Annotated in this window: 24 protein-coding genes; 12 read left to right on the forward strand and 12 right to left on the reverse strand. The window is 39.4% G+C overall.

Annotated features, from left to right (window positions below):
• Positions 1 to 2,083 (forward strand): thrombospondin type 3 repeat-containing protein (locus tag F580_RS26615; protein ID WP_040357384.1); only part of this gene is annotated, 2,083 nt, incomplete at its 5' end.
• Between the two features lie 135 nt (positions 2,084 to 2,218).
• The gene (locus F580_RS0113850; RefSeq protein WP_019028336.1) at positions 2,219 to 2,599 is read left to right on the forward strand and encodes a hypothetical protein; all 381 of its coding nucleotides are present in this window, start codon (positions 2,219 to 2,221) and stop codon (positions 2,597 to 2,599) included.
• 310 nt (positions 2,600 to 2,909) lie between these two features.
• Here F580_RS0113850 and F580_RS25565 read toward each other — a convergent pair whose 3' ends face one another.
• A complete protein-coding gene (locus tag F580_RS25565; protein ID WP_019028337.1) occupies positions 2,910 to 4,535 on the reverse strand; it encodes an ATP-binding protein in 1,626 nt (541 codons plus the stop codon).
• Positions 4,532 to 4,675, reverse strand: coding sequence for a hypothetical protein (locus F580_RS26390; protein WP_019028338.1), 144 nt, complete (start codon positions 4,673 to 4,675; stop codon positions 4,532 to 4,534). The genes F580_RS25565 and F580_RS26390 overlap by 4 nt, the downstream gene beginning before the upstream one ends.
• Before the next feature lie 506 nt (positions 4,676 to 5,181).
• Here F580_RS26390 and F580_RS26395 point away from each other — a divergent pair.
• The 9 genes from F580_RS26395 (at position 5,182) to F580_RS0113905 (ending at position 13,765) form a co-directional block, all read left to right on the forward strand.
• Positions 5,182 to 5,337 carry a hypothetical protein gene (locus F580_RS26395; RefSeq protein ID WP_019028339.1) on the forward strand — a complete coding sequence of 52 codons (156 nt, stop codon included), beginning with the start codon at positions 5,182 to 5,184 and terminating at the stop codon, positions 5,335 to 5,337.
• Complete coding sequence (locus F580_RS26400; protein WP_245560629.1) at positions 5,334 to 5,483, forward strand: hypothetical protein; 150 nt, start codon at positions 5,334 to 5,336, stop codon at positions 5,481 to 5,483. Before F580_RS26395 ends, F580_RS26400 begins: the two co-directional genes overlap by 4 nt.
• A gap of 3 nt (positions 5,484 to 5,486) precedes the next feature.
• Positions 5,487 to 6,290: an ABC transporter ATP-binding protein gene (locus F580_RS0113875; RefSeq protein WP_019028341.1), complete on the forward strand. Its 804-nt coding sequence runs from the start codon at positions 5,487 to 5,489 to the stop codon at positions 6,288 to 6,290.
• Positions 6,281 to 6,991, forward strand: coding sequence for an ABC transporter permease subunit (locus F580_RS0113880; RefSeq protein WP_019028342.1), 711 nt, complete (start codon positions 6,281 to 6,283; stop codon positions 6,989 to 6,991). The genes F580_RS0113875 and F580_RS0113880 overlap by 10 nt, the downstream gene beginning before the upstream one ends.
• On the forward strand, positions 6,992 to 8,662 hold the full coding sequence (locus F580_RS0113885) for a GldG family protein (protein ID WP_019028343.1): 1,671 nt from the start codon (positions 6,992 to 6,994) through the stop codon (positions 8,660 to 8,662).
• Between the two features lie 492 nt (positions 8,663 to 9,154).
• Complete coding sequence (gene upp / locus F580_RS0113890) at positions 9,155 to 9,781, forward strand: uracil phosphoribosyltransferase (RefSeq protein ID WP_019028344.1); 627 nt, start codon at positions 9,155 to 9,157, stop codon at positions 9,779 to 9,781.
• 259 nt (positions 9,782 to 10,040) lie between these two features.
• On the forward strand, positions 10,041 to 11,888 hold the full coding sequence (locus F580_RS0113895) for a M43 family zinc metalloprotease (RefSeq protein WP_157443121.1): 1,848 nt from the start codon (positions 10,041 to 10,043) through the stop codon (positions 11,886 to 11,888).
• A gap of 154 nt (positions 11,889 to 12,042) precedes the next feature.
• Positions 12,043 to 12,486 (forward strand): YtoQ family protein, encoded by a 444-nt coding sequence (locus tag F580_RS0113900; protein ID WP_019028346.1) that lies wholly within the window; start codon positions 12,043 to 12,045, stop codon positions 12,484 to 12,486.
• A gap of 403 nt (positions 12,487 to 12,889) precedes the next feature.
• Complete coding sequence (locus F580_RS0113905; RefSeq protein WP_019028347.1) at positions 12,890 to 13,765, forward strand: urea transporter; 876 nt, start codon at positions 12,890 to 12,892, stop codon at positions 13,763 to 13,765.
• A 74-nt stretch (positions 13,766 to 13,839) separates the two neighbouring features.
• On the opposite strand, the gene panC is transcribed toward F580_RS0113905, so the two are convergent.
• The 10 genes from panC to F580_RS0113955 all read right to left on the reverse strand — a co-directional run bounded on the left by panC (position 13,840) and on the right by F580_RS0113955 (position 22,579).
• Complete coding sequence (gene panC, locus F580_RS0113910) at positions 13,840 to 14,706, reverse strand: pantoate--beta-alanine ligase (protein WP_019028348.1); 867 nt, start codon at positions 14,704 to 14,706, stop codon at positions 13,840 to 13,842.
• 100 nt (positions 14,707 to 14,806) lie between these two features.
• Positions 14,807 to 15,601 (reverse strand): 3-methyl-2-oxobutanoate hydroxymethyltransferase, encoded by a 795-nt coding sequence (gene panB / locus F580_RS0113915; protein WP_019028349.1) that lies wholly within the window; start codon positions 15,599 to 15,601, stop codon positions 14,807 to 14,809.
• 211 nt (positions 15,602 to 15,812) lie between these two features.
• Entirely contained in the window at positions 15,813 to 16,301 is a 489-nt protein-coding gene (folK, locus tag F580_RS0113920) for a 2-amino-4-hydroxy-6-hydroxymethyldihydropteridine diphosphokinase (RefSeq protein WP_040357416.1), read from the reverse strand.
• Positions 16,302 to 16,311: 10 nt separating this feature from the next.
• Complete coding sequence (gene pcnB / locus F580_RS0113925) at positions 16,312 to 17,736, reverse strand: polynucleotide adenylyltransferase PcnB (protein WP_019028351.1); 1,425 nt, start codon at positions 17,734 to 17,736, stop codon at positions 16,312 to 16,314.
• A gap of 498 nt (positions 17,737 to 18,234) precedes the next feature.
• A complete protein-coding gene (locus F580_RS0113930) occupies positions 18,235 to 18,927 on the reverse strand; it encodes an SDR family oxidoreductase (RefSeq protein WP_019028352.1) in 693 nt (230 codons plus the stop codon).
• Between the two features lie 64 nt (positions 18,928 to 18,991).
• The gene (gluQRS, locus tag F580_RS0113935) at positions 18,992 to 19,939 is read right to left on the reverse strand and encodes a tRNA glutamyl-Q(34) synthetase GluQRS (protein WP_019028353.1); all 948 of its coding nucleotides are present in this window, start codon (positions 19,937 to 19,939) and stop codon (positions 18,992 to 18,994) included.
• Positions 19,940 to 19,972: 33 nt separating this feature from the next.
• Positions 19,973 to 20,419 carry an RNA polymerase-binding protein DksA gene (dksA, locus tag F580_RS0113940; protein ID WP_019028354.1) on the reverse strand — a complete coding sequence of 149 codons (447 nt, stop codon included), beginning with the start codon at positions 20,417 to 20,419 and terminating at the stop codon, positions 19,973 to 19,975.
• Between the two features lie 275 nt (positions 20,420 to 20,694).
• Complete coding sequence (gene sfsA / locus F580_RS0113945) at positions 20,695 to 21,408, reverse strand: DNA/RNA nuclease SfsA (protein WP_019028355.1); 714 nt, start codon at positions 21,406 to 21,408, stop codon at positions 20,695 to 20,697.
• Between the two features lie 75 nt (positions 21,409 to 21,483).
• A complete protein-coding gene (locus F580_RS0113950; RefSeq protein ID WP_019028356.1) occupies positions 21,484 to 21,927 on the reverse strand; it encodes a hypothetical protein in 444 nt (147 codons plus the stop codon).
• A gap of 166 nt (positions 21,928 to 22,093) precedes the next feature.
• The gene (locus F580_RS0113955; protein WP_019028357.1) at positions 22,094 to 22,579 is read right to left on the reverse strand and encodes an acyl-CoA thioesterase; all 486 of its coding nucleotides are present in this window, start codon (positions 22,577 to 22,579) and stop codon (positions 22,094 to 22,096) included.
• Between the two features lie 132 nt (positions 22,580 to 22,711).
• On the opposite strand from F580_RS0113955, the gene hrpB reads away from it, so the two are divergent.
• Positions 22,712 to 25,255, forward strand: coding sequence for an ATP-dependent helicase HrpB (hrpB, locus tag F580_RS0113960; protein WP_019028358.1), 2,544 nt, complete (start codon positions 22,712 to 22,714; stop codon positions 25,253 to 25,255).
• Positions 25,256 to 25,258: the final 3 nt, after the last annotated feature.

Genomic DNA, 25,258 nt, shown 5'->3' on the forward strand with positions numbered 1-25,258 from the left:
TGAATGGGCCGATGGTGATATGGATGGTATCGGTGATAACTCTGATTGGGATTTGGATAACGACGGTGTTGATAACGACAACGATGTATTCCCATTGGATGGCTCTGAATGGTCAGATTTAGATGGTGATGGCACAGGCGACAATGCGGATACAGACCGTGATGGTGACGGTGTTGATAACGATTTAGATATCGCCCCAGATGATGCAGACATTGCGAGTGCTATTACATTGACTGCTGCTGAACTGAAATCAAGTTATGTACAGATTTCAACAGGATATCAAGCTGAGCCGACGTTTAGATTAGGTGTTGCTTCAGGTAGTCAGTACAGTTTCGATGGCAGTACTGGTGAGGTAATAACTTCAGCAGGTAACCAGACTTATACCTACAGCATAGCGAATGATGAACTTGCCATGGTGTTAAATGGTGCAGTTGAATCAACGACTTACTTAACCCCCTATGAGTTGGCGGATTATGGTGTGGTTAGTCAACAATCTGCGGATGATTTTGTTAACGATAATGGCGAATACCAATTGGAAATTCGTACCACCACTACAGCAAGTAATTGGCAGCTAGTGGCGGTTGATGGCAATGAGCAAACGTTCTTTATCGTTGATGTCACAGAATATCGCTTTGCTGAGCAATGGCAACAAGAAGCGTTAATTGGTTTAGAAAACGATTTTGTCACAGTAGGCAGCGACTCAAGTGTTGTATTGATTGATGCAACGTCATTAGCGTCAGTTGATTTTACCGAAGGTGAGTTAACGACCGGTCAATGGGCGATGCAAGTTCACCTTGATGAATATAGCGATGATGGTCAGAGTCGTTTAGCGGCAGATGTAGCGACCTTTAATGTTGACAACACAGGTACTGCACTTATCAGTGGAGCAACGTTTGATTGGATGATTACTGATGGTGCATTGGTATTAACGTATCCTGCGGGCAGCACTGTTACATTTACACGTTACCAAGACTTTGCACAAATTGATGAAGTGTTAATTACTATCGATGGTAATGGTTTTGTCTCAAGTGAGTACCAAATCATTGCTCCATGGGGCAATACTAACCTTGACCCGCTAATTAATAACTATGCACAAAATGGTTTCTCATTAACCAATCCTAATGCGTATGACAGTGAAGGTAATTTTGACCTAGACCATGTGTTTGGTTACCGCTTACAAGACAATGGCGTAGCCACTCGCGTATGGAGTAGTGACGTAGACTTTAATAACTACGGTGCTGGTTGGGATACTTGGGATATGCAATGGGGCAGTTTAGGCGAAGCCATCATGACGTCTTATTTAGATGGTGCGAACTTAGATAGTGCAGGTTATCCTACATGGCATGCTGATTGTAATCCTAATGATTGGGATTGTAGTGAACACCGCAAGCGTGTTTGGATCCCTATTCAACAAGTGGGTAATCGTGTTTATGTCATCGAGTATGAAGAGCGAAATAGTGAAGCTTGGAATTTTGGTGCAGAGCCAAACTGGTATATGTATATTCAACCTCGAATTCAATTCTACGAAGCTATGGATATTGGTTTAGATTCAGATTCTGATGCAGAGCCTTCAAGCTTAGTTTGTGGTTATGAATCTGGCTGGAATGATGATCTAAATGACGGATTAGGTGGTCCAATTTCACCTAACTCTTTCGCTGATTTTGTCAGTGTTGTTACTGATTGTGGAACCCCTGCAAGCATATCCAATAGCTATATAGCGGGTCTAACTTTCGATGATGATGGCGAGATGAGCAGTTTTAATAATGATGGTTCAGCCACCCAAGGTGACCCAAGCACAGGGCAGTTCTTAGGTGAAGATACCATTGATTTTATTTGGTACATCGAGACGGTTGACAGCATCACTTATCTGGTCCTTGAATCTGATGACTCTTTGGATTCAGATTTACCAGCAGGCTTTTGGTTTAGAGAAACCAGAGCTATTACCACTATTAATGGCACACCTGGTGCTTCAGGCACCACTTATCATGTAACACATTACAGTGAACAGTCTAATTATGCAGATGATGATCGTGCTGCCAATAGTGATGGCGAGATATGGTCAACCGTTTATACCCTGCAATAAGATGATTTACGCTGATGAACCTAAAATCAGCACCTTACAAGGTATAGATGTGAAAATTTACGGAACGCCTCAATAAATTTTATTGAGTAGTAAATAAAAAAGGGATAGCAATATCCCTTGTTTATAGGAAAAAAAATGAAACAAATAATATTATCTTTAACTATCGGCTTAGTTGTTGGCTATGGTGTGACTAGCGTTTTTGAAAACTCGGAGATATCTCAGTTACAGGTGGAAAATAATAATGCAAAGCTGCAGATGGTCAAATTAACTGAGCAGTTACTGATTTTACAAAAGCAAAATAGGCCATCACCACATATAGCTCAGCGTCAGGTAGTGAAACGATCAACTAAAAATTTAACGAGTAACTCATTACATAAAGCTAAACGGAAGAAACAGAGTCAAGAGCAAATGTATGCTCAGCGTAGACAAGCTACAGAGCATATGCGTAGTCAGCAAAGCAATAATGGATTAAAAGACCATCAGGTAAAAACGACTGAAAATGGTACTGTATTATAAAATGCTGGCTTGACTTTGAAATCAGTAAATCAAAAAAGGCAGAGTATGAATACTTTGTCTTTTTTTTGAGCTCAAATAAGCCCATCAAATGATCATATAGGTACGAAAGGTGACGTTTACTCGTTAGTTTTTTTACTTGCTTGTGTGCTCGTGTGATTAACAATAAAATTAACAAGGACACTCACTGTTAATTATTGTTTAGTGCGCTTTATAAGGGGATATAACGATTATTAATGCAAATTTACAACTCGACTAGGTGCAATATTTAGCTAAGCATTGTTGGGTCCCTCGATTATCCATTTCAGTGGTTCTATTCATTAGTTTCAAGCTTCAATGATTCATTAAAGGGCAAGATGATTTCAAATATCACCCCTTCGTCCTTACCTCCACGGCAAACAATGGTGCCTTTAAACAGTTGCACAATAATATTATAAATAATGTGTAAGCCCAAACCACTGCCGCCAGTATCTCTCCCTGTGGTATAGAAGGGTTCAAATATCTTTTGGTGTAATTCTTCAGTAATGCCTTTGCCATCATCTTGATAAAGAATAGTTATACTATTTGCTTCCACTGTCACCTTAATAGAGATAGTGCCATCGGTAATATAATCAAAACCATATTTAACTGAATTAGTAACTAAATTAGTTATCACTTGCGATAGAGCACCTGGAAAGCTATCTATCGCTAAGGTCTCAGGACAATCGATAAGTACTTGTTTGACGTGACGTTTTGTTTGCGGTTTAAGGGAGTTTACAATGGCTTTTAAGTAAGTATTCACATTAAAAATACGGCGCTCATGACTGGTTTGATCCACGGCAACTTGCTTGAAGCTCTCCACTAACTCACAGGCCCTTTGCAGGTTATGGGTTATTATTTTACCACTTTCCAAGGATGTCTTGGTATAGGATTCAAGTACTGAACGAGTTAGTTTGCCTTTTTCAGTATGAGAGATAATGGCTTGAGTTTCTTCTTCTAATATCGATGCGGCAGTTACGCAGATGCCAATAGGCGTATTAATTTCATGGGCAATGCTAGCAACCATGCCACCGAGTGCAGCCATCGTTTCTTTCTCTACTAATGATTCTTGTGTCTGCCTAAGTTTTATGAGCGTTTGCTGTAAATCTTCATTAGATTCTAAGACCTTAATTTGTGCGCGTTTACCTTGTTCTATTTCGATATTTAATTTTTTTTGAGATTGCTGATAGTTAAATTTAAGCCGACCAATTAGCAGCATCATCGTAAATAAGCCAACGAGGGAAACGCCTAGGATCAACCAAATAAAGCCTCCTAGGTTAGTCTTTGCTTGTTGCTGAAAATTCCCTATCGGCAGTGTCACTTCTAAAATACCGCGCACATCACCCGTTTTCCAATCAGACTTTGGCGTATCTTTATGATTATTATGACATTCAACGCAATCTGCTCGCATTTGGTCTGCAACCGCATAACGTAGTACTCGATTTCCACCGATAACTTCAAAGGAAAAATAGGCCAACTGAGGTGATTTTTGAAAAAAATCCCAGGCCGACTGACCAAAACTATCTTGTAAGCCCCGATCTTCTTTCCGCCAAGGAAAAGGAAAAGGGCTATATAGTCTGACTTTCGTACCCGAGCTACGCTGACCAATGCGTTTCGCGAGCAACATGCTTAACGTTGCCGGTAATGGGATCGCGTCAGCGCGTTCGTGATAATCATGAACAATAGAAATATTACTATTTTTAAGTTTATTAACTACTTCAGAGGTATAGAGGGTACGAAACTCACTAACAGCGCCAAGGTATAACTCGGCATTTTTAATGCTAATGGATTCTACTAAGACACTTTGTTGCTTTTCCATATACCAGACAATCATGGTACCAGTACTGATAAAAAGTAAAATTAACAAGAGCCAAGTATGGTTGTAGGTATATTTAAAAACACGCTCTTTAAACGATTTCATTGAATGATGACGGCCGAAATTAGGTATTGCGTATTATCTAGATGTTTCATGCCGGGCTCTATTCGTAGCTGATAACAATCTTTTTCTTGCCACTTGGCAGCAATGTATTTGTTCAGGTGATTCAGTCTAATTTCATACATAAATGGTCCCTATAGTTAACGTTAACTCTTTGGAAGTATAGCCCAAAATTGAGATATTCAAACTGCTTATCCATAATGTCGAAAGGTATAAGTAATCACATAACCAAGCAGGTAAATATTAATTTCAACTGTATGTTAGAACATTATTTTTTGAAAAATAGCGCTACTTTAATACCTAATTGCCAGTTATTTAAATTGGCTTTTACTTAGAGTAATACTCAAGGTAACACTGAGGGCAGGTGGCGTTATTTAAGTTGTTTTATATCGAAGTGTTATGCTTTCAAGGTGAGTCAGGGAATATCATTTTCATAAGAATAGCGTAAGTCCTCACGAGTTTGAAAAAATGTACTTTGAGACCAGTTTAAAACGGTCAGTTGGCTTATTACTTTTAATTTTTAACCTCTCATTATTAAACGATTTATTTCAATAAAGATAAAATTTCTTATCAAAATTTCGTGTTATGCTGTCGCAATATTATCACCCAATGATTGTTAAAGAGACTCTTTATGCCACCGACCTTTTCTCGTTATTCTGCCATTGCCCTTGTCAACGAAATAGAGTCAGCTGAATGCCCCATAGGCATAGAAAAACGTGTTGCTCTGCTCCCCCGTGATGATGAATACTTAAAAAAAACTGCCTCTGTGCAAACGGCTGAGCAATGATGGGTATGATGCATGAAACTGCTATTGGTTATTCAGGGAAAATTGTTGAAGTGTTAATTGGAGAAGAAAAGCTTATTGATGGACTAGGGCAATTAAAATATGGCGTTAAACGCGTTTTGGTTTGTGGACCTTTCAGGAAAGTATAACAGATGATTATTGTTGATAATGTCGTCAAGAATTTTGGCTCGTTCCAAGCATTAGACCATGTTTCCTTTGAAATCGGCAAAGGTGACATTGTCGGCTTCCTAGGTAAAAATGGCGCAGGAAAAACCACTTTAATGCGTATTTTGACCTCCTTTTTGGCCCCGTCATCCGGCAAAGTGATTATTGATGGCAGTGATATGGCTAAAAACTCTTTAACCATTAGGCAACAAATTGGCTACCTTCCTGAAACACCACCTTTATATAATAGTATGGCAGTGGAAAGTTATTTAAAATTTGCAGCACAAATCAAAGGTGTTAGGGCAAAAAAACAACGAATTCAGTTAGCTAAGGTAATCGAAGAATGCAATCTAGCGCAAGTTAAACACAAAACTATAGCAACCTTATCTAAAGGCTATAAACAAAGGGTCGGTATTGCTCAAGCTATCATTCATGAGCCAAAAGTACTCATTTTAGACGAACCCACCAGCGGCCTTGATCCTATTCAAGTTCAACAAGTATTGGCCTTGATCAAAAATCAACGAGAACAAAGAACAGTCATACTAAGTACGCATAATTTAACTGAAATTGAGCAAATTGCCCATCGGGTGTTAATCATTAAAAGTGGCAAAATAATTATCGACCAATCATTAAAGGGGTTATTGAAAGCTAAAAATGACCAACACACTCTATTTCAAGCTGAACCTCATTTACAGCCAGCCTCATTAGAACAGATTTTTATTAACCTTCATCAGCTAAATTCAAGTCAAGAAACAACACCGGACAACACAACAGGTGATAAATGGGTATAATAATTGCTTTGGCAAGAAAAGAATTACACGGTTATTTTAGCACGCCAATCGCTTACCTTATGTTGATTGCTATGTTGTCTTTGTTCAATATTTTCTTTTATATGATCATTGCTCAAAATAAAGAGGTGTCATTGCGAGATGTTTTTCAGATCATGGAGTTTATGTTTGTCTTTCTGATCCCCTTATTAACCATGAAGTTATTTTCTGAAGAAAAATCAACGGGCACGATGGAGTTTTTGCTGACTGCACCGTTAACACCTAGCATGTTAGTGTTAGGTAAATATTTAGGCATGATGACTTTTTTCTCTATTTTAATTGCCATGACGATTATTTATTATGTCATCGTGGAGTATTTTGGTAGTCCTGATCCGATAAGTATTTTATCGGGTTATGTTGGCATTTGGCTCGAAGGTGCTTTTTTTATTGCTATCGGTTTACTGACATCTTCTTGGACGGGCAATCAAATTATTGCCGCAATGATGTCATATCTCATCTTATTTTTACTCTATTTTGCCACTAGTTTTACCCAATATTTTACCGGGACTGTGGAGAGTTTTCTGATACAGCTTAGTACACGTACCCATTTAGAGAATTTCGCCACCGGCATGATTACCCCCGGCGATATTACCTACTATTTATCAGGGATATTACTTTGTTTAGTTTTAACTCGTTTAAGCATAGACAATAGGTTGTGGCAATAAATGAAGTTTATCTTCCAGAAAATGAAATTTTTTATTAAAAAGCGCTTACCTTTTTTATCTGGTCTTATGTTATTAAGCTTAGCCTTGAGCTTGTCATTTTTTTATATCGAACAACAGCTTACTCATCTAGTCGCTAGTCTTATTATTTTGACAAGTCTGTTATTTGTTGTTTTCGTTTATATATCTTTTAATCTCAATATTAATGATTTAAAAAACCGAAATAATATCCAGTCTTTAAGGGTGGCGCAAGTGCGGATGTTTATGCGAGTTTTAACCATTTTTATGGTAAGTATTACCTTTATTGGCGGCAGTAATTATTTAGCCCATAACTCGGATATGAGATGGGATGTCACCCAAGCTAAACAACATACCTTATCTAATAATACCATTGAATTTATTCGCTCTTTAAAAAGTGATATTAAATTAACCGCCTTTTATGTCGGTATGCCGCCCAAATATTTACAAGACTTATTCAACGAATATCAACGAGTATCTGCGGGTCTCATTAGCAGTGAAATTATCGATCCTATTGAACAAATAGCTTATGCAGCAAAGTTTGGCAATGTGGTTAGTGGTAAAGAGCGCAAGGTTATCGTGCAAACAAACGGTAGCAGTAAAGAAGTTGATTTTACTGATGAGTACCTTTCAGAGGAAAAATTAACTCATGCAATAGCCCGTGCGATTAGAGCTCCAAGACAAGTTTATTTCTTAACAGGACATAACGAATATTCAATATTGAATAAAGATAATGTTGGTTTGAGTACCTTCAAAAAATTATTAGCCGATAATAACATCGAAAGTAAAACGTTAATGTTGGGCATAACTCAATCTATTCCTGACGATTGTGATGTTTTGATCATTGCAGGTCCTCAAAATGAGTTAACCCCAAAAGAAGAAAAGCTGATCATTGAGTATTTAACAAAAGGTGGAGATGCTTTATTTCTTATCGAAAACACCTTGGTAACCACAGCAGATAAACCGTTAACGGCAAGCCAACAAGATAAAAATCCAGCGTTAAATAATATCCTCAATCACTGGGGCCTAAATGTTCAGTCGGACATTGTTGTTGATTTAACTAATCATGTTGGTGATGATGTGGGCAGCCCCGCCACCAAAAATTATCCACGCCACAAAGCGATAACCGAAGGTTTAGATTATACCTTTTATGTTAGGCCGCGCTCTATTCGCGTTTTAGCACAACGACGACCGACGATAAAGGTTGCACCGATAGCCTCTACTGCATCAAAAGAGAATAGCTGGGCCGAAACGGATAGAACCTTAAACATAAAGTTTGATCCCGCAGTTGATACAGCAGGTCCGGTACCTTTTGCTTATGTCGTTCTTGAAGAGAGAGCAGCTGAAGAAAAAACAGCAAAACAAAAGCAAGAAAATATGACATCAAATACTCGGCTGATTGTTTTTACCGACGCTGATTTTTTGACTAATATTTATATTAATCAATACAGTAATGCACAAATGGGGCTTAATATTGTTAACTGGTTGGCTGAGCTAGAGTATAAGGTTTTTCTTAGCCCTAAAGAAATCAAGGTCGAGCGTTTAGACTTAACCAGTAAACAAAAACGACAAGTGATTGTGATACTGTTTTTATTGCCATTTTTCTTTGTTATTGTCGGCTTAATCGTTTGGTTACGCACTAAAGTTCATCACTAAAATAGCTTTAGGGAGTTTGGATGAACTCTCTCTTCCTAATTAGTTGTCTCAAGTCAGTCAACTAATTAACAAGCACACTCACTGTTAATTGTTATCTCAAGTCAACGAAGGCGCATCATTTTCATTGCCGGTTATATGCATTACCAACTTCAACCTATACCCGTTACCATTCAAGATGCATGTTTCGGAGTGCTTGAGAAATTTCAATTCAAGGCATATCAATGTAGCCATGGTTAGTCAGGAGAATATGCTCAGGATAATGTGCTCCTGCATTATCTAATAAGGTACGTCCTGTACCGTCTGCATTCTCTTATAAGCTACATCCATGTAGCGCCATTCAAATTGATGTAACGACCCTTCGGCCTAAATCAACTCTTTCAGATTTAAAACGACTAGTTTTTTGAATTTTAATTATAAAGTTCGCTGAACATCATCAAAAAACGCTAACTTCCTGCTAATCTATGTGAGAACTCTCATCAAAGGATTATCTGCATGTCAGTATTTGAAATAAAACACCCACTAGTACAACATAAAATTAGCCTAATGCGTGCTAAAGAAATGAGCACTCGGGACTTTAGGCAACTCTCTGCTGAAGTCGGTTGTTTATTAACTTATGAAGCGACTAAAGACCTTGAGTTAGAAGACTTCCAAATGCAAGGTTGGGATGGTGAGTTAACGGGTCAGCGTTTAGTGGGTAAAAAAGCAACGGTAGTACCCATTCTACGTGCCGGCATTGGTATGTTAGATGGAGTCTTAGAGTTGATGCCTAGTGCTAAAGTCAGTGTTGTTGGTCTTTACCGTGATGAAAAAACGTTAGAGCCGGTCACTTATTTTGAAAAATTAGCCGGTGATATAGACCAACGGATGGCGTTAATCATTGACCCTATGTTAGCGACTGGCGGTTCAATGAATGCAACTATCGACATACTAAAAAAAGCCGGCTGCACTGACATTCGTGCTTTGGTCTTGGTTGCTGCGCCAGAGGGTATTGTTAAGGTACAAAATGCCCACCCAGATGTCGATATCTATACGGCATCGATTGATGATCACTTGAATGACAATGGTTATATCATTCCTGGACTTGGTGATGCCGGTGATAAAATATTTGGCACAAAATAAATCGGCTAGTTTAGCGGTGACTAGTTCTCATTAGTCCCCGTTATTAGTTAGCGCTAGTAACGGCACGCTATTTTACTTTGCTAAGGTAAAATAGAGCGAAAAAAGATATAAAACTGGCTTACCGGCTCTTTAAAACGATAATCTGATTCCGTATGGTTTACACAGTCTCTTTTTATCGGTTGATGTTGTGATTACCAAAGACCCTCTTTTATATGTTACTAAAGCACTTTTTGTTTGTTTGGCTTTATTAGCAAGTCCAATGACTTTCTCCCAAGGCGTTGATAATGAAATCGGTGTTTATTACCTGATCTCTGCAGATGACCGTAATGGTCAAGCAGCAAGTGCGACCAACGAACAATTACAAGCGGGGATAGAACAGTTAAATAAAGATTTCTCTATTTTAAATATCAGCTTTGTTTTACTCGATAAAATCTACTTAACCAATGATGATGTTGCCGGTATAAATGATGGCAGTTGGGATGATGATAACGAAGAGCAAGTACGGCCATTTTTTCGTTATGGCGCCTTAAATATAGTGGTGGCAGATCTTGATGGTAAAAATGGCCATGCTTACTGGAATTATGAAGCAACCGATACCATTGAAGTTGAACCTGAAGATCTAGGCACATCAACTATCTCTCATGAGTTCGGTCATAACTTAGGATTATTGCATACTTACCAAAGTATTGATGATGGTTCAATTACGCTACTCGAAGGTGTTAATGGTTGGCAATATGGCGATAAGGTCATTGATACCGCCGTTGACCCGGGTAAGCGAAGTTATTATAACCACTGCAACTATACGGCTAGCGCTGTTGATAACTCAGGTAATACTTATCATCCAGACGGTTTTAATATTATGGGTAAAGGGCAGAATACTTGTCGAAATAGCTTTACTGCTGAGCAAGTTAAACGCATGCAACGAATCCTGTTAACTGATAAATTCCATTTACTGAATACTTTTAACAGCCTAAATAATCCAACCTGCATAAATACCGCTATTCATACCGATCAAAATTTAACTGAAGGTTTTAACTATAACGAAGTTGCTCAACTTAATAGCTGGCGTCAAGATAGCTATCAAGATGATTTCAACTGGAAATATTATAACTACACTAATAGCTCAAGTACCGGAGCCAGTAGTCCCCAAGAAGGCCATACCTTCTTACATATTGATGCATCCCATGAGTTATTATCAGCCAACGATAATATTAACCTCATCAGCCCTTGTTTTACTTTTACAGCAGCATCGTCTGCTCAGCTAACATTTTACTATTCTATGTATGGCGCTGATATCGGCTCATTAACGATGGAAGTAACCTTAGATAATGGTGTTAGTTGGCAGAGTCTTTGGCACAAGTCCGGTCAACAGCATACCAGCGGCTCTTCTTGGTCATTAGTCACAATAACACTTGATGAATATATTACCGCGCCATTTCAATTACGATTTTCAGGGCAGGTGATTGGTGGTGATAAAGGTGATATTTCACTTGATAACATAAGTGTTACGGCGAGCCAATTACCGGTACAAGAGCAAGTGATTGATATAACCATTAAAGAGCAGTTAGCTGTTGAATTAGATGTGAGTGTTTATTTTGAAGCGCTACTTATTTCAGCCACTGTCGATAGTGAAATAGCCGTGAGTATCAACAATGGCGAATACGCAATTAACTGCCAAGCAGATGCCTATACCACTGAAACATTAAAGCTCAGTGATGGCGATACTTTATGTTTGCGTCATACCAGTAGCGTAAACTACCAAGAGCAAGTCACAACGGTACTGATACTCGCTGAGCAAAGCTTTAATTTTAATAGCACAACCATCGTTGAGCCAGTTGTCGCACCAGAGCCAGTAGCTTTATCAGAGCCAGTAACTATACCAGAGACAGTAACTGCGCCAGAGCCACTGACGATACCCGTTCCGGTAACTACGCCGATAACGGTGGCAATAACAACACCTGTGCCAACACCCGTTCCCGTTGCTGAAAACACCGCTGAAACGGTAGAGCAGCAAAGCAGTGGCGGAGTCATAATCTGGTTATTACTACTGAGCTCGATGCTGTTGACTACAAGGCATCGCCAAAGTAAGTTACTTAGGAGTGTATAAAGGCGGTCAGCTAATTTGACTGAGTTTTGTCTTTAGTAGAGAATTTCATTTTAGTCACTTATTCCACATAGTGAAATTGACTCAAGCTTAATTCATACAGGATGTTATGAATAATTCATGTATTATGAATGAATTATAAAATGAGGGTGCTGTTATGAAATTAAATGTTTATTTATCGGGTGAAATTCATTCCGATTGGCGAGAGAAAATTATACAAGGTTGTCAAGAAAGTGATTTAGATATCAGCTTTACCTCGGCTAATACGGATCATGAAAGTAGTGATTGTGCTGGCGATCATTTGGGCGCTGAATCTGAGCAGTTTTGGCGCGACCATAAATCAGCCAAAGTGAATGCAATGAGAATTAAAACCCTTATTCAGCGTTGTGATATTGCGGTTATTCGCTTTGGTGAAAAGTATAAGCAATGGAACGCTGCATTTGATGCCGGTTATTGTGCCGCCTTAGATAAGCCTTATATTACCCTGCACAGTGAAGATATTATTCACCCCCTTAAAGAAGTGGATGCTTCTGCTCAAGCTTGGACGACCAATGTTGAGCAAGTCATCACCACGTTAAAAAATATTGCCGGTAAGTCTTAACACTGTCGGTAGAGTGTCAACAGCGTATGGCTAGTAGTAATACCAATCCGCATAAGAAAGTGCTCGCTTAGCGAGAATTTAAAGGCTTATAGGCAAGGCATTGATTGCAGATAATGGTTATTCCCTTATTAAAATCAATAACGCAGTATATAAGCCTTTAAAACTCGCCCTTTGGGAACACATGGATCACCATGATAACTTCACATAATATGCTCGATGTAGAATAACTATAACTACGCATATTTTGATTGTTCTAATGTCGCCCATGCAGTTCTAAGAGAGCACTTCTTTATGCGGAATGGTATGATTAGCCAATAACCTGCACTTGAATGAGATAGCCATGTTGTAGCCTTGACGTTGCTCGTTACTGGCTTAAAGTAAACTATTTTCCGCGATAACCTTAATGAAACTTCCTTTTGATCATTTTAGCCAAAGCTTTCTGCGTAGCTTTGGGCAAATCATGCTGCAAGCAAATGCGGCTACCGGGTTTTTATTTTTATTGGGTATAGGCTTAAATTCAGCCGTTATGCTAGTGGGCAGTATTTTAGCGGTACTCTGTGCCTTAGCGGTAGCTCAGCTTGGTAAATTTGATGCGGAAAATATACAGCAGGGATTGTATGGCTATAATGCGGCTTTGGTTGGTATTGCGGTATGGTTTTTATTACCTGTTAACTTAACGTCTTTGTTATTGGTTATTTTTGGCGGTGCACTCTCCACGCTCCTGATGCACTTAATGTTGAGCAAGCTACCGAAAATTCCGACTTTTACCGCACCGTTTATTTTATCAACTTGGCTTTTACTCATTTTCATTGAATATGCCGATTTGGCGTTGCTAGATAGGGCGCTAATGACCGCAGATAATGCCACTACGATAATCGATTATATCCAAGCAAGTCTGCGTGGTGTTGCCGTTGTGATGTTACAAGAAAACGCCTTAACAGGTTTGATCTTCCTTGGGGCATTATTTTGTCAATCAGCTAAAGTCGCCGTTTGGGCGCTAATGGGTTCAACACTGGCAGTGTTAGTCGCACTGAGCTTTAGCTTCTCAACAGAAATGATTATCAGCGGACTTTATAGCTTTAACGCCTGTCTGGTCGGTATTGCTATGAGTATTCTTTATCCTAGAAAGCTTGGCTGGATTATCTTAACTATCAGTCTTAGTGTTTTTATTACCTGGGCTTTTAAACAACTAGACCTATCAGCATTAACCGCGCCCTTTGTATTATCAACTTGGTTGGCCATTGCCATTATTACAGTGACGAAGAAAAAGGCCGTATAAGCTTGAACTGAGCGGTTTAAGCCTAGTTGCAAACCCTTAGCCTTTTAGCTTGAGTATGCTGAGGTTGACCGGTGCTAAATAAGGTTCACTTGCACATTATCTATTAAGCGTGCGTTACCACAGTGTGCCGCCGCTAAAATAACGAGTTGGGTGTCATCTTCACTGGCAGGTTGCAATGTTTGTGCCTGACAAATATGAAGGTAATCGGTATGTAAGCCCGCTTTATTGATGGTGTATGCGGCTTGCTTGGCTAAGCCAATAAAATCGATACTATCATTTTGCTCAAAACCCGATTTAACTTGCTCTGCTAGCCATTGTAAACTTTGCTGCAATACTGGCGCGCTGGCTTTTTCTTCAGCAGTTAAATAACCATTACGTGAACTTAGTGCTAAACCACTTTTTTCGCGAATCGTCGCCACAGGTACTATGGTAATAGGCATTGATAAGTCTTCAACCATGGTTTGGATCACTTGCACTTGTTGGTAATCTTTTAAACCAAAACAAGCGACATCGGGTTGTACTAGGTTAAATAATTTACAAACTACCGTAGCAACGCCGCGGAAATGACCAGGGCGACTTTCGCCGCAGTAACCCTCAGAAACATTAGGAACTTCAACAAAACTTTGTTTGTTGAGACCTTTAGGATAAATAATTTCGGGTGTGGGTGTGAATAATAAGTCAGTACCGGCAGCGGTTAATTTTTGCTGATCATCTGCCATGGTGCGTGGATAATTATCAATATCTTCATGGATACCAAACTGCATAGGGTTAACAAAAATACTGGCAACAACTTTATCTGCATGTTTATGAGCTACATCGACTAACGAAATATGTCCCGCATGTAAATTACCCATGGTAGGTACGAAAGCCACGGTTAAACCTTGTTCACGCCACGCTTTAACTTGTGCGCGTAATTCACTAATTAGACTGACTGTTTTCATAAATTATTCTTACCGCTTTTATTATTATTACTTATTATTTATTGCTAAGACTCAATATTAACTATAACTGATAATTTATTGAATCGAATATTTATAGTGATTATTTGAAAATATGTTCGTCACCGGGGAAGTTACCTTGGCTTACTTCGCTGATATAAAGCTCAATGGCCTTTTTAATATCACCGGTGTCTTGTAAAAAATTACGTGAGAATTTTGGCATATAATTACAAGCAATGCCTAGCGCATCGTGCATCACCAAAATTTGTCCATCAGTATCTTTACCTGCACCGATACCAATGGTTGGGATAGTTAAAGCTTTGGTAATGGCTGCACCTAAACGGGCAGGAATACATTCAAGCACCAATAATTGCGCGCCAGCGGCCTCAAGAGCCTTAGCGTCGGCGATCATTTGCTCGGCTTTGTCATCTTCACGGCCTTGTACTTTAAAGCCACCAAAAATATTAACTGACTGCGGCGTTAACCCTAAATGCGCACAGACTGGAATACCACGCTCAACTAATGCTGAAATAGTATCATTAAGCCAAGCACCACCTTCCATCTTTACCATGCTTGCACCAGCTTGCATTAACAAAGCAGCATTACTCATGGCTTGTTCTGGTGTTGCGTAGCTCATAAAAGGCATATCAGCGATCACTAAGGTTTGTTCTACACCACGTTTTACACAGCGAGTATGGTAAGCCATATCTTCAATGGATACCGGCAGTGTACTGTCTTGCCCTTGTAATACCATACCCAGTGAATCACCAATCAAGATGGCATGTATTCCTGCTTGGTCGAATAGCTTGGCGAAGCTGGCGTCATAGGCGGTGATCGTTGATATTTTTTCGCCTTGCTGCTTCATCTTCAGTAAGCTTGCTGTGGTTATTTTAGCCATGAATTTTCCGAATAGTTTAATGAGCTTATTAACCCGCTTGGGGTAAGCTGTCAGTGTCAATATATTATATACCCGTTACCATTCAAAGTGCACTCTGAAACCTGCATCTTGATTGATAACGGCTATAACACTAAGGATTGTATTGTTAATATTGATGCTTGCAATATTTATTATTTCAATACTAAGTATTTCAGTACTAATGAGTTAAATATTATAGTTTTACTATGCCATTACCATTAATTTCACTCGCAAGTGAATTGATTGAGGTACCATCTGGTAAGTGTAAATTAGGTGCAATCTCTGCCAGTGGCAGTAAGACAAATTCGCGTAGCTTCATACCGTAATGAGGCACAGTTAAGCGTTCATTCTCTATGGTATCATCGCTATACAATAAAATATCACAATCAAGAATGCGCGCGCCCCAACGGTTTTCTTTTCGAACACGACCGGCTGCATTTTCTATTGCTTGTAAGGCGTCTAATAGTTCAAGGGCGGATAAACTGGTTTCTACAGCAATAACTGCGTTGATATAATCATCTTGATCTTGAGGACCCATAGGTTTGCTCAAATATAGTGACGATAGTGTAATAGCGTTACTTACTGATAATTTTGCTATTTCTTTAGCGGCGGTACTCACCTGTACTCTCGGGTTAGACAGGTTGCTACCTAACCCAATGTAAGCGATCACTTTTTCTTTCATCAGTTTACCGTTATGATTCAGTGGTTTTTGCACTAGGTTTACGGCGTTTCTTTGGGCTACGTCGTTTTGAACCTTGTGGCGACCTGACACCTTTGATCATTTGTAAACGGGCTTCATCCGATACTTCTTGAAAGTCTGTCCACCACTGCGCTAATTCAATAAGCTCAGGGGTCGCTTCAATTTGAGCGCGTAATAACAAGAAGTCATAGCCGGCTCTAAACTTAGCATGCTCAAACGTTTTAAAGGCGCGTTTACCATCGCGGCGACCTAACTTCTCTTGCAATATCCATATATCTTTAATAACCGCTTGGAAGCGCTTAGGTATGGCAATACTGCGCTGCTGCTCTGGCATTATTTCATTTAAAGCGGCAAAAAATACGTCTTGAGGAGTCAATTGGGTGGTGACTTTAATTTGCTGAATATGCTTTTGTAATGGATACCAAAGCATGGCAGCGAATAAAAAGGCCGGCGTTACTCGTTGCTCGTTAATAATGCGTTTGTCGGTGTTTTCCATAGCCAACATAATAAAATCGAGTAAAAAGTCTTGTTCTTGTGTGTCCTGATTAAGGGCTTGGTCAACCGCAGGGAAGAAATAACCGAAGAGGTTATAACTACGCAGTTGCTCGAAATTCGCGACAGCTTTTCCTGAAATAAACATTTTCAAAAATTCTTCAAACAAGCGAGCTGCAGGGATATTAGCCATTAACGATGAAAGTTCTTTAATGGGCGCTTTGGTGGAGTCACTTATTTGCATATCAAGCTTAGTGGCAAAGCGAATTGCACGTAACATACGTACTGGGTCTTCACGGTAGCGTGTTTCAGGATCACCAATTAAGCGGATAACTTTATCTTTTACATCTTGAACGCCATTGGCAAAATCATATACTTTAAAGTCTTTTGCTGAGTAATAAAGCGCATTGATAGTGAAATCTCTACGCTCAGCATCTTCGTTTATACTGCCGTAAATATTGTCACGCAATAACATGCCGGCATCACTTTGTTTCGACGTTTTTGTGCAGTTCCTTTCTTCCTTTGAAGCATTCTCATGATGGCCTCTGAAAGTGGCAACCTCAATAATTTCTCGACCAAAAACAATATGCGCTAAACGAAAACGTCGACCTATTAAACGACAATTCCTAAACAAGGCTTTTATCTCATCAGGTGTCGCATTGGTAGCAATATCAAAGTCTTTAGGTTTTAAACCAAGCAAAATGTCACGAACACCACCACCAACAAGATAGGCATCAAAGCCGCCTTTATTTAAGCGGTACAATACTTTAAGCGCATTTGGGCTCATCAATTTACGTGAAACTGGATGCTGATCTCTTGAGAAAATCAATGGCTTGTCAAAAGATGCCGTGGCAACAGTAGTTTTGTTACGGGTATTTTTTATTGTGTCCTTTTTAGGGATCGCTTTGGCGATAGTTTTTCTCATTTTTTTGGAGAAAACTTTTTTGCATAAATTAATAACGCTTTTGATAGTCACAGGCCTTTAAGACAGACATAAAATAGTGGCGCAATGATATAACAGTGTAGGGCAAAAGAGAATAACCGTTGGGGTAAATAGCGTGAAAAAGCAGCAAAAAAAGGCCTAAGAAAGAAAGGTCGAAGCAAAGCGCGCCTTTCTGACTATAAACCTATACCCAGCGGTATATTTATTGAGTTACTTAGGTAACCTCAACTCTAGATAAGCAAAGTTACTCAAAAAGCTATTTTAGGTGATATCAGCGTTGGTATTCCTACCAATAACCAGTTATTGGGTACGTAATACCGCCTTGTTTTCACCAAAACTATCAATATTGAGACGAATAAATAAACTTATAGCATAGGTGTTTATGCTATGTGATTGATAATAAATAAGTACTTAAAAAAATTAACATTCATTATCCAGAGTTGAGGTTAGGCAGTCAATTACCAGGTTGGTTGCTATAACCTACCAAGGTAATGTTTCACCGTTTGAATGCTTAAAGACCCCAGTTTCAGCCATTGTTAACTGGTCCATTAAGGTGATTAATCGCTCTGCAGCTGTATCGGCACTGATGTCACCGTTACTTAATACGCCGTCGTTATTTACCATCTCAGTTTGTACATATCCCGGGTGATAAATGCCAACGGCAATACTTTCGTCATGGAGATCTCTGGCCAATGATACCGCAGCAATGTTAAGTGCTGCTTTTGACATGCGGTAACCATAACGTCCGCCGGAAGTGTTATCGGTAATAGAGCCCATTCTCGAGGTAATAAAAGCAATCTTACTACCGGCAGATAAATTCTTGAGTAAAGCGTGACTAAAGCAAAGCGGCGCTAGGGCATTAACATTAAATTGTTCTAAAATAGTGTCTTGGTTTAAATCACTGAGTTGCTCGTCACGTAAAATACCGGCATTGTTGATCAATAAATCAATGGCTACTCCTTTTAGCGCTGAAACCGCTTTATTAACGCCAACTTGGGTAGCGACATCAATATGCTCGACTACGTTGACGCCGAGGGCATCTAGCGCTATAGAGCTTTGACGACAAAGTGCATACACGGTATCGCCACGCTGTTGGCAGAGTTTAGCCATGGCAAAACCAATACCACGATTGGCGCCAGTAATAACAATAGTACTCGGTGTAATAGTAGACATAGTGCTTCCTTTAAATGATTGTATTTTACGCTTTATATCAGCTTAATTTTAACAATGCTCAACGCTAATCAATGTTTATCTCAACCACTTTAGGAACAAGACTGCGTTGCCAATGTTTTATTGCCCAGTTTATAATCTCGCCAATGCTTGAGTCAACTAACTCTGGCAAGGGTGATTGCCCTAAAAAAGTTAAGGCAGCAATAAGCGCTGGCTGTGGGTTGGCATTATCAATTACCGGTGCTTTATTTTGTTTACTCAGCTTATAACCTTCACCGGTTATGGCTAAAGGGACATGACCGTATTGTGGTGTGTTACATGGCATGAAACTATCGTTTAAGGTTTGATAAAGTGTTAATTGCCTGGCGGTAGGCTCGAGTAAGTCACAGCCGCGAACAACATGCGTGATCCCTTGCGCTATATCATCGGCGACTACGGCAAGCTGATAGGCAAATAAGTTATCTTTACGGTGGATTATAAAATCTTCATTAGCTAATTTTTTATCGCAAATCACATCACCTTGAAATATATCGTTAAATTGATATAAACCGTAGTGGTTAACAAGCCTTAAGGCACTGTCTTGTGCTGGATGATTTTCGCTACGGCAATGTCCTTGATAGATACCGCCAATGGCTTTGATTTGTGCACGGGTACAACGACAGGAATAACTTAGTTTTTGTTGTGCCATCTCTGACAATACCTGACGATAATAGTTACTTTGCTTGCTTTGATAAAGCTCAGTTTCATCCCAATATAAACCAAAAGCTTCTAGCGTTGTTAATATTTCAGCGCTAGCACCTGGTTGTTCACGAGGGGGATCGATATCTTCAATGCGAATAAGCCATTTGCCTTGTTCGCCGCGATCATTAATGAATGCTTTGGCATCTAGAAAACTCGCTAGTGCAGCGATTAGAGAACCAAAATGAAGTAAACCGGAAGGGGATGGAGCAAAGCGACCACGATATTGAACAACCTGATTAGGTTTAAGTGGTCGCTTATTATGCAAACGTTGCATGAGAACTAGGTTTAACTGACTCTTAGCTAAGAGTTAGCCAGCCATTTGGCGTTCTTTAATTTCAGATAACGTTTTGCATTCAATACAAAGGTCAGCTGTAGGTCGCGCTTCTAAACGACGAATACCTATTTCTATGCCACAAGAGTTGCAAAAACCAAAATCGTCATCTTCAATTAACTGTAAGGTTTTTTCAATCTTCTTGATAAGTTTACGCTCACGGTCTCGTGTACGTAATTCAAGACTGAATTCTTCTTCTTGAGCTGCTCTATCCACAGGATCTGGGAAGTTTGCTGCTTCGTCTTGCATGTGTGCTACGGTGCGATCAACTTCTTCACGCAACTGTGAGCGCCAAGCATCTAAGATTTTTTTAAAATGCACCTTTTGAGGCTCTTCCATGTACTCTTCGCCAGATTTTTCTTGATAAGGCTGAACGCCCGCTAATGCAAGAATACCTAGTGACTTTTGTTTGTTTGTTGGCATGCTTATTCTCCTAATGCAACATATACCAAGGCAATTTACTAATATACCACGTTTTATCGCGGTAAAATGCCTTCGTTGTAAGTGCCAATATTTTATATATGACCCGATGAATCAGGACTATATTGTGTTGCTCATCATAAAAATCAACTGTTAGAGTAAAATAAATATTTTATTTTACTCTATTAGCTAGTTCAGCGCAGTGAACAATGCTGTTTACTGCGTTAAAAATTTTTGAGCAAGCTTTTTTAGCAAACTTTAGTAGGGCTAGTCAAATATTATCGTTCAATAAAAGGAATTTTTTCAGATAAAGTTATTTTTAGCTCTCCTAAATTTAGGGAAAAATCGGCTTTATAGGCTAATATTTCAACACCTGCTTGGCTTGCTTGCTTAAGAAGCTTTGCATAAGTGGCATCAATATGACTGGCGACACTAATATCATTAATACCACTGTGCAATACAGCAAACAGTAAAACAGCTTTGTGCCCTTGTGTCACCATATCCATCAATTCTCGTAAATGTTTTTGGCCGCGTGTAGTTACAGCATCGGGGAAATAGCCATGCCCTTGCTCTAGTAAGGTGACTGATTTGACTTCAATATAAGTGTCAGGTGAGCCATCATAAGTGGCTAGAAAATCTACCCGGCTATTTTCATTACCGTATTTAACTTCACGATGTAACGTTTTAAAGGGCGTTAACTCACTAATTACCCCATTGTGTAATGCTTCTTCGACCAATTGGTTTGCACGTAAGGTGTTTACGCAAATAAAATGTTCGGCTTGGCTTTGGGTGATTTCCCAACTGAAGGGGTATTTACGTTTACTGTTAGTTGACGTGCTATACCAAACCGTATCGTTGGGCTCTGCACAACCCTTCATTGCACCTGTGTTCGCACAATGTATGGTTGTCTGTTGGCCATCGCTAAATTCAATATCAGCTAAGAAGCGTTTATAACGCTTAATCAGTGTGGCGGGTTGTAATTGCAGTATCATAAAAAAGTGTGTTAAAAATGGTTTAGCGCATCATAACCTAATTTACTGCTGCTCTAGGCAAGTTAAGTGTTTCTTTTAATTAGTCAGTGCGATTTTTCGTTGGTTATTCTTCATTAAGTTTGATTGTTGTAGAAAATCATTAAGCCAGTCTGCGGCGCTTTCGCTATCACTAAAAACATGAAATGCCATTTGGCAGTCATGATAAATGCGTTGTAGTTGCAATTGCTGTATATCGGCATAAGCACTATCTCTAATGACCACCGCAATGGCAATCATGCCTTTTTCTTGTCGGTAGATGGTGGTTTCTTTTAATTGCAACTCAGCTTCAGGGGTAAAAACACTATTACCACGAAAGGTGATTAATGAAGCCCAGGGCTCACCGGTCATTTTTTCAGTGAGCAACTTTATTTCTTGGTGATATTTTTCAATAGTCAACTCAGTAAAGGGTCCTTGTGCATCTACGAATAAAATATTGTTTTTCTGTTCAATAACATAACGTCCATGTGCGGAATATGGCATGTTAACTCATTTCAGTTTAATTAAAGGACGCATAGTAATAACAAGCTTTTTTAAACTTGCCAAGTAAGCAGAGATATTTTATTTTGCAAGTTTTAATTTGATATAAAGTACCGTTTAAGTTATCCACTGTAGATAACTTAAAGGAGATACTGCGAAAAGGGAGGTCTTATTTCCAACCAAGGTTTTTCTCGAAATCTTGATCGAGCTTTATGGCAAACTCTTTTGCGTGGATAGCTACTAGCTCTAACTTATTTTCTTCTTCATTTTGGGGTGAAAACTTTGGCACTTTAACGGGGTAGCCACTCTCATCGGTTGCCATAAACGTAATGAAACATCGGTTGGTTATCACATAGCTATGCTCCTTAGGATCACAAGCTCTGACTACCACATAAATATGCATACTGCTGCTACCCGTATGTACTATTTGTGCGGTAATCGTGATCATTTGTCCGACTAAAATGGGCCGGATAAAGCGAATGCCATTTGCTGATACAGTGACACTGTAGCGTTTACTCCATTTTGCTGCACACGCATAAGAAGCTTGATCAATCCATTTCATCACCATACCACCGTGAACTTTACCGCCGAAATTCACGTCAGTAGGCTCTGCTAAAAAGCAAAATTCAACGGTGTTATCGAGATTTTTTTTCATGGTAGAGATTACCTTGTCCGGTTTCTTACACATTGAATTAATTATAGACAAATTCAAGTGCTTATCGAGTTATGCTCAGCAAGTAATAATTGATATGATAAAGGTCATCCTTTGTCTCACTGAATTTTATCGATGGCTGTGTCTACTTCTTTACCCATAGAAGCAATTAAACAACAATTTTGCCAAAGCCTGAATGAGCAAAATATGCTTATATTATCGGCGCCACCAGGGGCCGGTAAATCAACGTGTTTACCTTTGTGGTTATTGACCTTACCAAGCTTGGCTAATAAAAAAATATATTTGCTCCAACCTAGACGCTTAGCGGTTAAAAACATCGCTACCTTTTTAGCTAAACAATTAGGTGAAAATGTTGGGCAGACCGTTGGCTATCGGTTACGAAATGAAAATAAAACCTCGGTCAATACTCGTCTTGAAGTGATTACTGAAGGTATTTTAACGCAGATAATTCAAAATGATGCTGAATTATCTGATACCGCGTTAGTGGTTTTTGATGAATTTCATGAGCGCAGCTTACAGGGCGATTTAGCGTTTGCCTTGACCCGTGAAGTACAAACAGAATTGCGTGAGGATTTAAAAATACTGCTGATGTCGGCAACATTAGACACTGAGTATTTAGCGAAAGCCCTCCCTGATGCTTTGTTGCTAAATAGCGAAGGACGAAGCTTTCCCGTTGCAGTGAATTATCATGCACCTAAGAGCCAGAAATTATGGCGTGAGCATGCTTTAGCGGTAATTAAAGATAAGATGTTTAATCATCAGGGGTCTATATTAGTTTTTTTGCCAGGTAGTGCTGATATTCGTTTTTTAGTTGAACGTTTAAGTAATCTACCCGTTCAAGGCGTGCAAGTTTGTCCTTTATTTGGTGAATTAACGTTAAAAGAGCAGCAACAAGCTATTGCGCCTTGTGCGAATGGTAATCGTAAGGTGGTCTTAGCGACCAATATTGCGGAAACATCACTGACTATTGAGGGCATTGATCTGGTCATAGATTGCGGTCTTGAAAAGGTGGCACTATTTGATAGCGCTAGTTTGATGAATAAATTGATACAACAACAAATTGCCAAAGCTTCAGCGGTACAACGAGCAGGACGTGCTGGCCGATTAATGCCTGGTCAATGTATTCGTTTATACGCTAAAGACGATTTTGAACGTAGGCCTCTGCACAGCGTTAATGCTATTCAACAAGCTGACTTATTGCCTACACTTATTGAGGCCGCTCGTTGGGGTGTCACTGCGCTAGCAGACTTACCCTTATTGGAATTACCGAGTGACATTAAAGAGCAACAAGCTTGGCAAGAGTTGCAAAGTTTAGCCATTGTTGATGATAACAATATCCTCAGTAAACATGGCGATAAAGTCGCAAGTTTACCTTGCCATCCGCGCTTCGCACATATGATCTTAATGGCACAAACTCAAGATAAACAGGCCGCATCATTAGCTTGTTTAATGGCAGCCTTACTCGAAGAAAGAGATATTTTTAAAGGTGAACAAGCACGTTTTGATTGTGATCTAAATCATCGATTGCAACTACTGATGCAACAAAATAATAAAAACAATCATAATAAAATCCCGGTATTAACACGGATCTTAAAGCAAGCAGAGCGACTCGCTCATCAGGTGAAATTACGCTTTAGTACCCAGTCACTCGATTTAGCAAAAACCGGATGCTTACTTGCTTATGCTTATCCAGAACGTGTCGCTAAAGCGCGCTCTAGCCATGGGGATTATATTTGCGTCAATGGTAAAGGCGCATCCATCAATCAACAAGATGCGTTAGCCAGTGAGGGCTATATAGTTATTGCCCAAGTTCATCAGCGTGATAACCAATTAAACGTCAACTTAGCCTGTGCAATAACATTAGATGAAATCAACCAGGTTTTCACCGAACAAATCAAGCGGCAAGATATTGCTCAGTTTGATAACCGAAGCGGAAGAATTATTGCACAAAAGCAAACTTCATTAGGCGCAATAGTGCTATCGGAACGGCCACTGAAAAATGGTGTTACGGCTGACGAAATTAGTCGTATGTGGTGTGAAATGGTGATAAAAAAAGGTCTTGGTTTTTTACCTTGGCAGACAAAAGACTTAGCACTTAAGGCTCGTTGGCAATGGCTAAATCAATACTTTCCAGAATATAATTTAGCCGAAATTGATGATCAGAACTTATTGAACAACTTAAGTACGTGGTTGGCGCCTTTTGTTGGTGAGATAACCACTAAGGCGCAGCTTGCTAAGCTAGATTTATCAGCAATGTTGTTATCTTTGCTTAATTACCAAGAACAAAAATTACTGAAACAAGCAGCACCCACTGTCTATATCGGACCAACGGGGCGACATTGCCCTATTAGCTACACTCAAGAGCCGTCTCCTAAGGTGTCCATGCCCATGCAGGAATTGTATGGTTTAACACAAACCCCTTGCGTAGGTGTTATAGTAGGCATAAATGAGCATAAGAAAGGGGTGCCATTATTATTAGAATTACTATCCCCGGCACAACGGCCAATTCAACTGACCCAAGACCTAGTGACCTTTTGGTCTGGTAGTTATCAAGCAGTACAAAAAGAGATGAAAAGTCGCTACCCTAAACATTATTGGCCAGATGATCCCCTTAATGCAAAAGCAACCAATAAAACTAAACGTCATATAAAAGAATAGAAT

Origin of the sequence: Colwellia piezophila ATCC BAA-637 (genome assembly GCF_000378625.1) — a bacterium.
Taxonomy (GTDB): domain Bacteria; phylum Pseudomonadota; class Gammaproteobacteria; order Enterobacterales; family Alteromonadaceae; genus Colwellia; species Colwellia piezophila.

Excerpts from the sequence above, each read along its gene's own strand:
- F580_RS0113850 (WP_019028336.1), top strand. The coding sequence starts at position 2,219 with ATGAAACAAATAATATTATCTTTAACTATCGGCTTAGTTGTTGGCTAT.
- F580_RS25565 (WP_019028337.1), bottom strand. The coding sequence starts at position 4,535 with ATGAAATCGTTTAAAGAGCGTGTTTTTAAATATACCTACAACCATACT.
- F580_RS26390 (WP_019028338.1), bottom strand. The coding sequence starts at position 4,675 with ATGTATGAAATTAGACTGAATCACCTGAACAAATACATTGCTGCCAAG.
- F580_RS26395 (WP_019028339.1), top strand. The coding sequence starts at position 5,182 with ATGCCACCGACCTTTTCTCGTTATTCTGCCATTGCCCTTGTCAACGAA.
- F580_RS26400 (WP_245560629.1), top strand. The coding sequence starts at position 5,334 with ATGATGGGTATGATGCATGAAACTGCTATTGGTTATTCAGGGAAAATT.
- F580_RS0113875 (WP_019028341.1), top strand. The coding sequence starts at position 5,487 with ATGATTATTGTTGATAATGTCGTCAAGAATTTTGGCTCGTTCCAAGCA.
- F580_RS0113880 (WP_019028342.1), top strand. The coding sequence starts at position 6,281 with ATGGGTATAATAATTGCTTTGGCAAGAAAAGAATTACACGGTTATTTT.
- F580_RS0113885 (WP_019028343.1), top strand. The coding sequence starts at position 6,992 with ATGAAGTTTATCTTCCAGAAAATGAAATTTTTTATTAAAAAGCGCTTA.
- upp (WP_019028344.1), top strand. The coding sequence starts at position 9,155 with ATGTCAGTATTTGAAATAAAACACCCACTAGTACAACATAAAATTAGC.
- F580_RS0113895 (WP_157443121.1), top strand. The coding sequence starts at position 10,041 with ATGACTTTCTCCCAAGGCGTTGATAATGAAATCGGTGTTTATTACCTG.
- F580_RS0113900 (WP_019028346.1), top strand. The coding sequence starts at position 12,043 with ATGAAATTAAATGTTTATTTATCGGGTGAAATTCATTCCGATTGGCGA.
- F580_RS0113905 (WP_019028347.1), top strand. The coding sequence starts at position 12,890 with ATGAAACTTCCTTTTGATCATTTTAGCCAAAGCTTTCTGCGTAGCTTT.
- panC (WP_019028348.1), bottom strand. The coding sequence starts at position 14,706 with ATGAAAACAGTCAGTCTAATTAGTGAATTACGCGCACAAGTTAAAGCG.
- panB (WP_019028349.1), bottom strand. The coding sequence starts at position 15,601 with ATGGCTAAAATAACCACAGCAAGCTTACTGAAGATGAAGCAGCAAGGC.
- folK (WP_040357416.1), bottom strand. The coding sequence starts at position 16,301 with ATGAAAGAAAAAGTGATCGCTTACATTGGGTTAGGTAGCAACCTGTCT.
- pcnB (WP_019028351.1), bottom strand. The coding sequence starts at position 17,736 with ATGAGAAAAACTATCGCCAAAGCGATCCCTAAAAAGGACACAATAAAA.
- F580_RS0113930 (WP_019028352.1), bottom strand. The coding sequence starts at position 18,927 with ATGTCTACTATTACACCGAGTACTATTGTTATTACTGGCGCCAATCGT.
- gluQRS (WP_019028353.1), bottom strand. The coding sequence starts at position 19,939 with ATGCAACGTTTGCATAATAAGCGACCACTTAAACCTAATCAGGTTGTT.
- dksA (WP_019028354.1), bottom strand. The coding sequence starts at position 20,419 with ATGCCAACAAACAAACAAAAGTCACTAGGTATTCTTGCATTAGCGGGC.
- sfsA (WP_019028355.1), bottom strand. The coding sequence starts at position 21,408 with ATGATACTGCAATTACAACCCGCCACACTGATTAAGCGTTATAAACGC.
- F580_RS0113950 (WP_019028356.1), bottom strand. The coding sequence starts at position 21,927 with ATGCCATATTCCGCACATGGACGTTATGTTATTGAACAGAAAAACAAT.
- F580_RS0113955 (WP_019028357.1), bottom strand. The coding sequence starts at position 22,579 with ATGAAAAAAAATCTCGATAACACCGTTGAATTTTGCTTTTTAGCAGAG.
- hrpB (WP_019028358.1), top strand. The coding sequence starts at position 22,712 with ATGGCTGTGTCTACTTCTTTACCCATAGAAGCAATTAAACAACAATTT.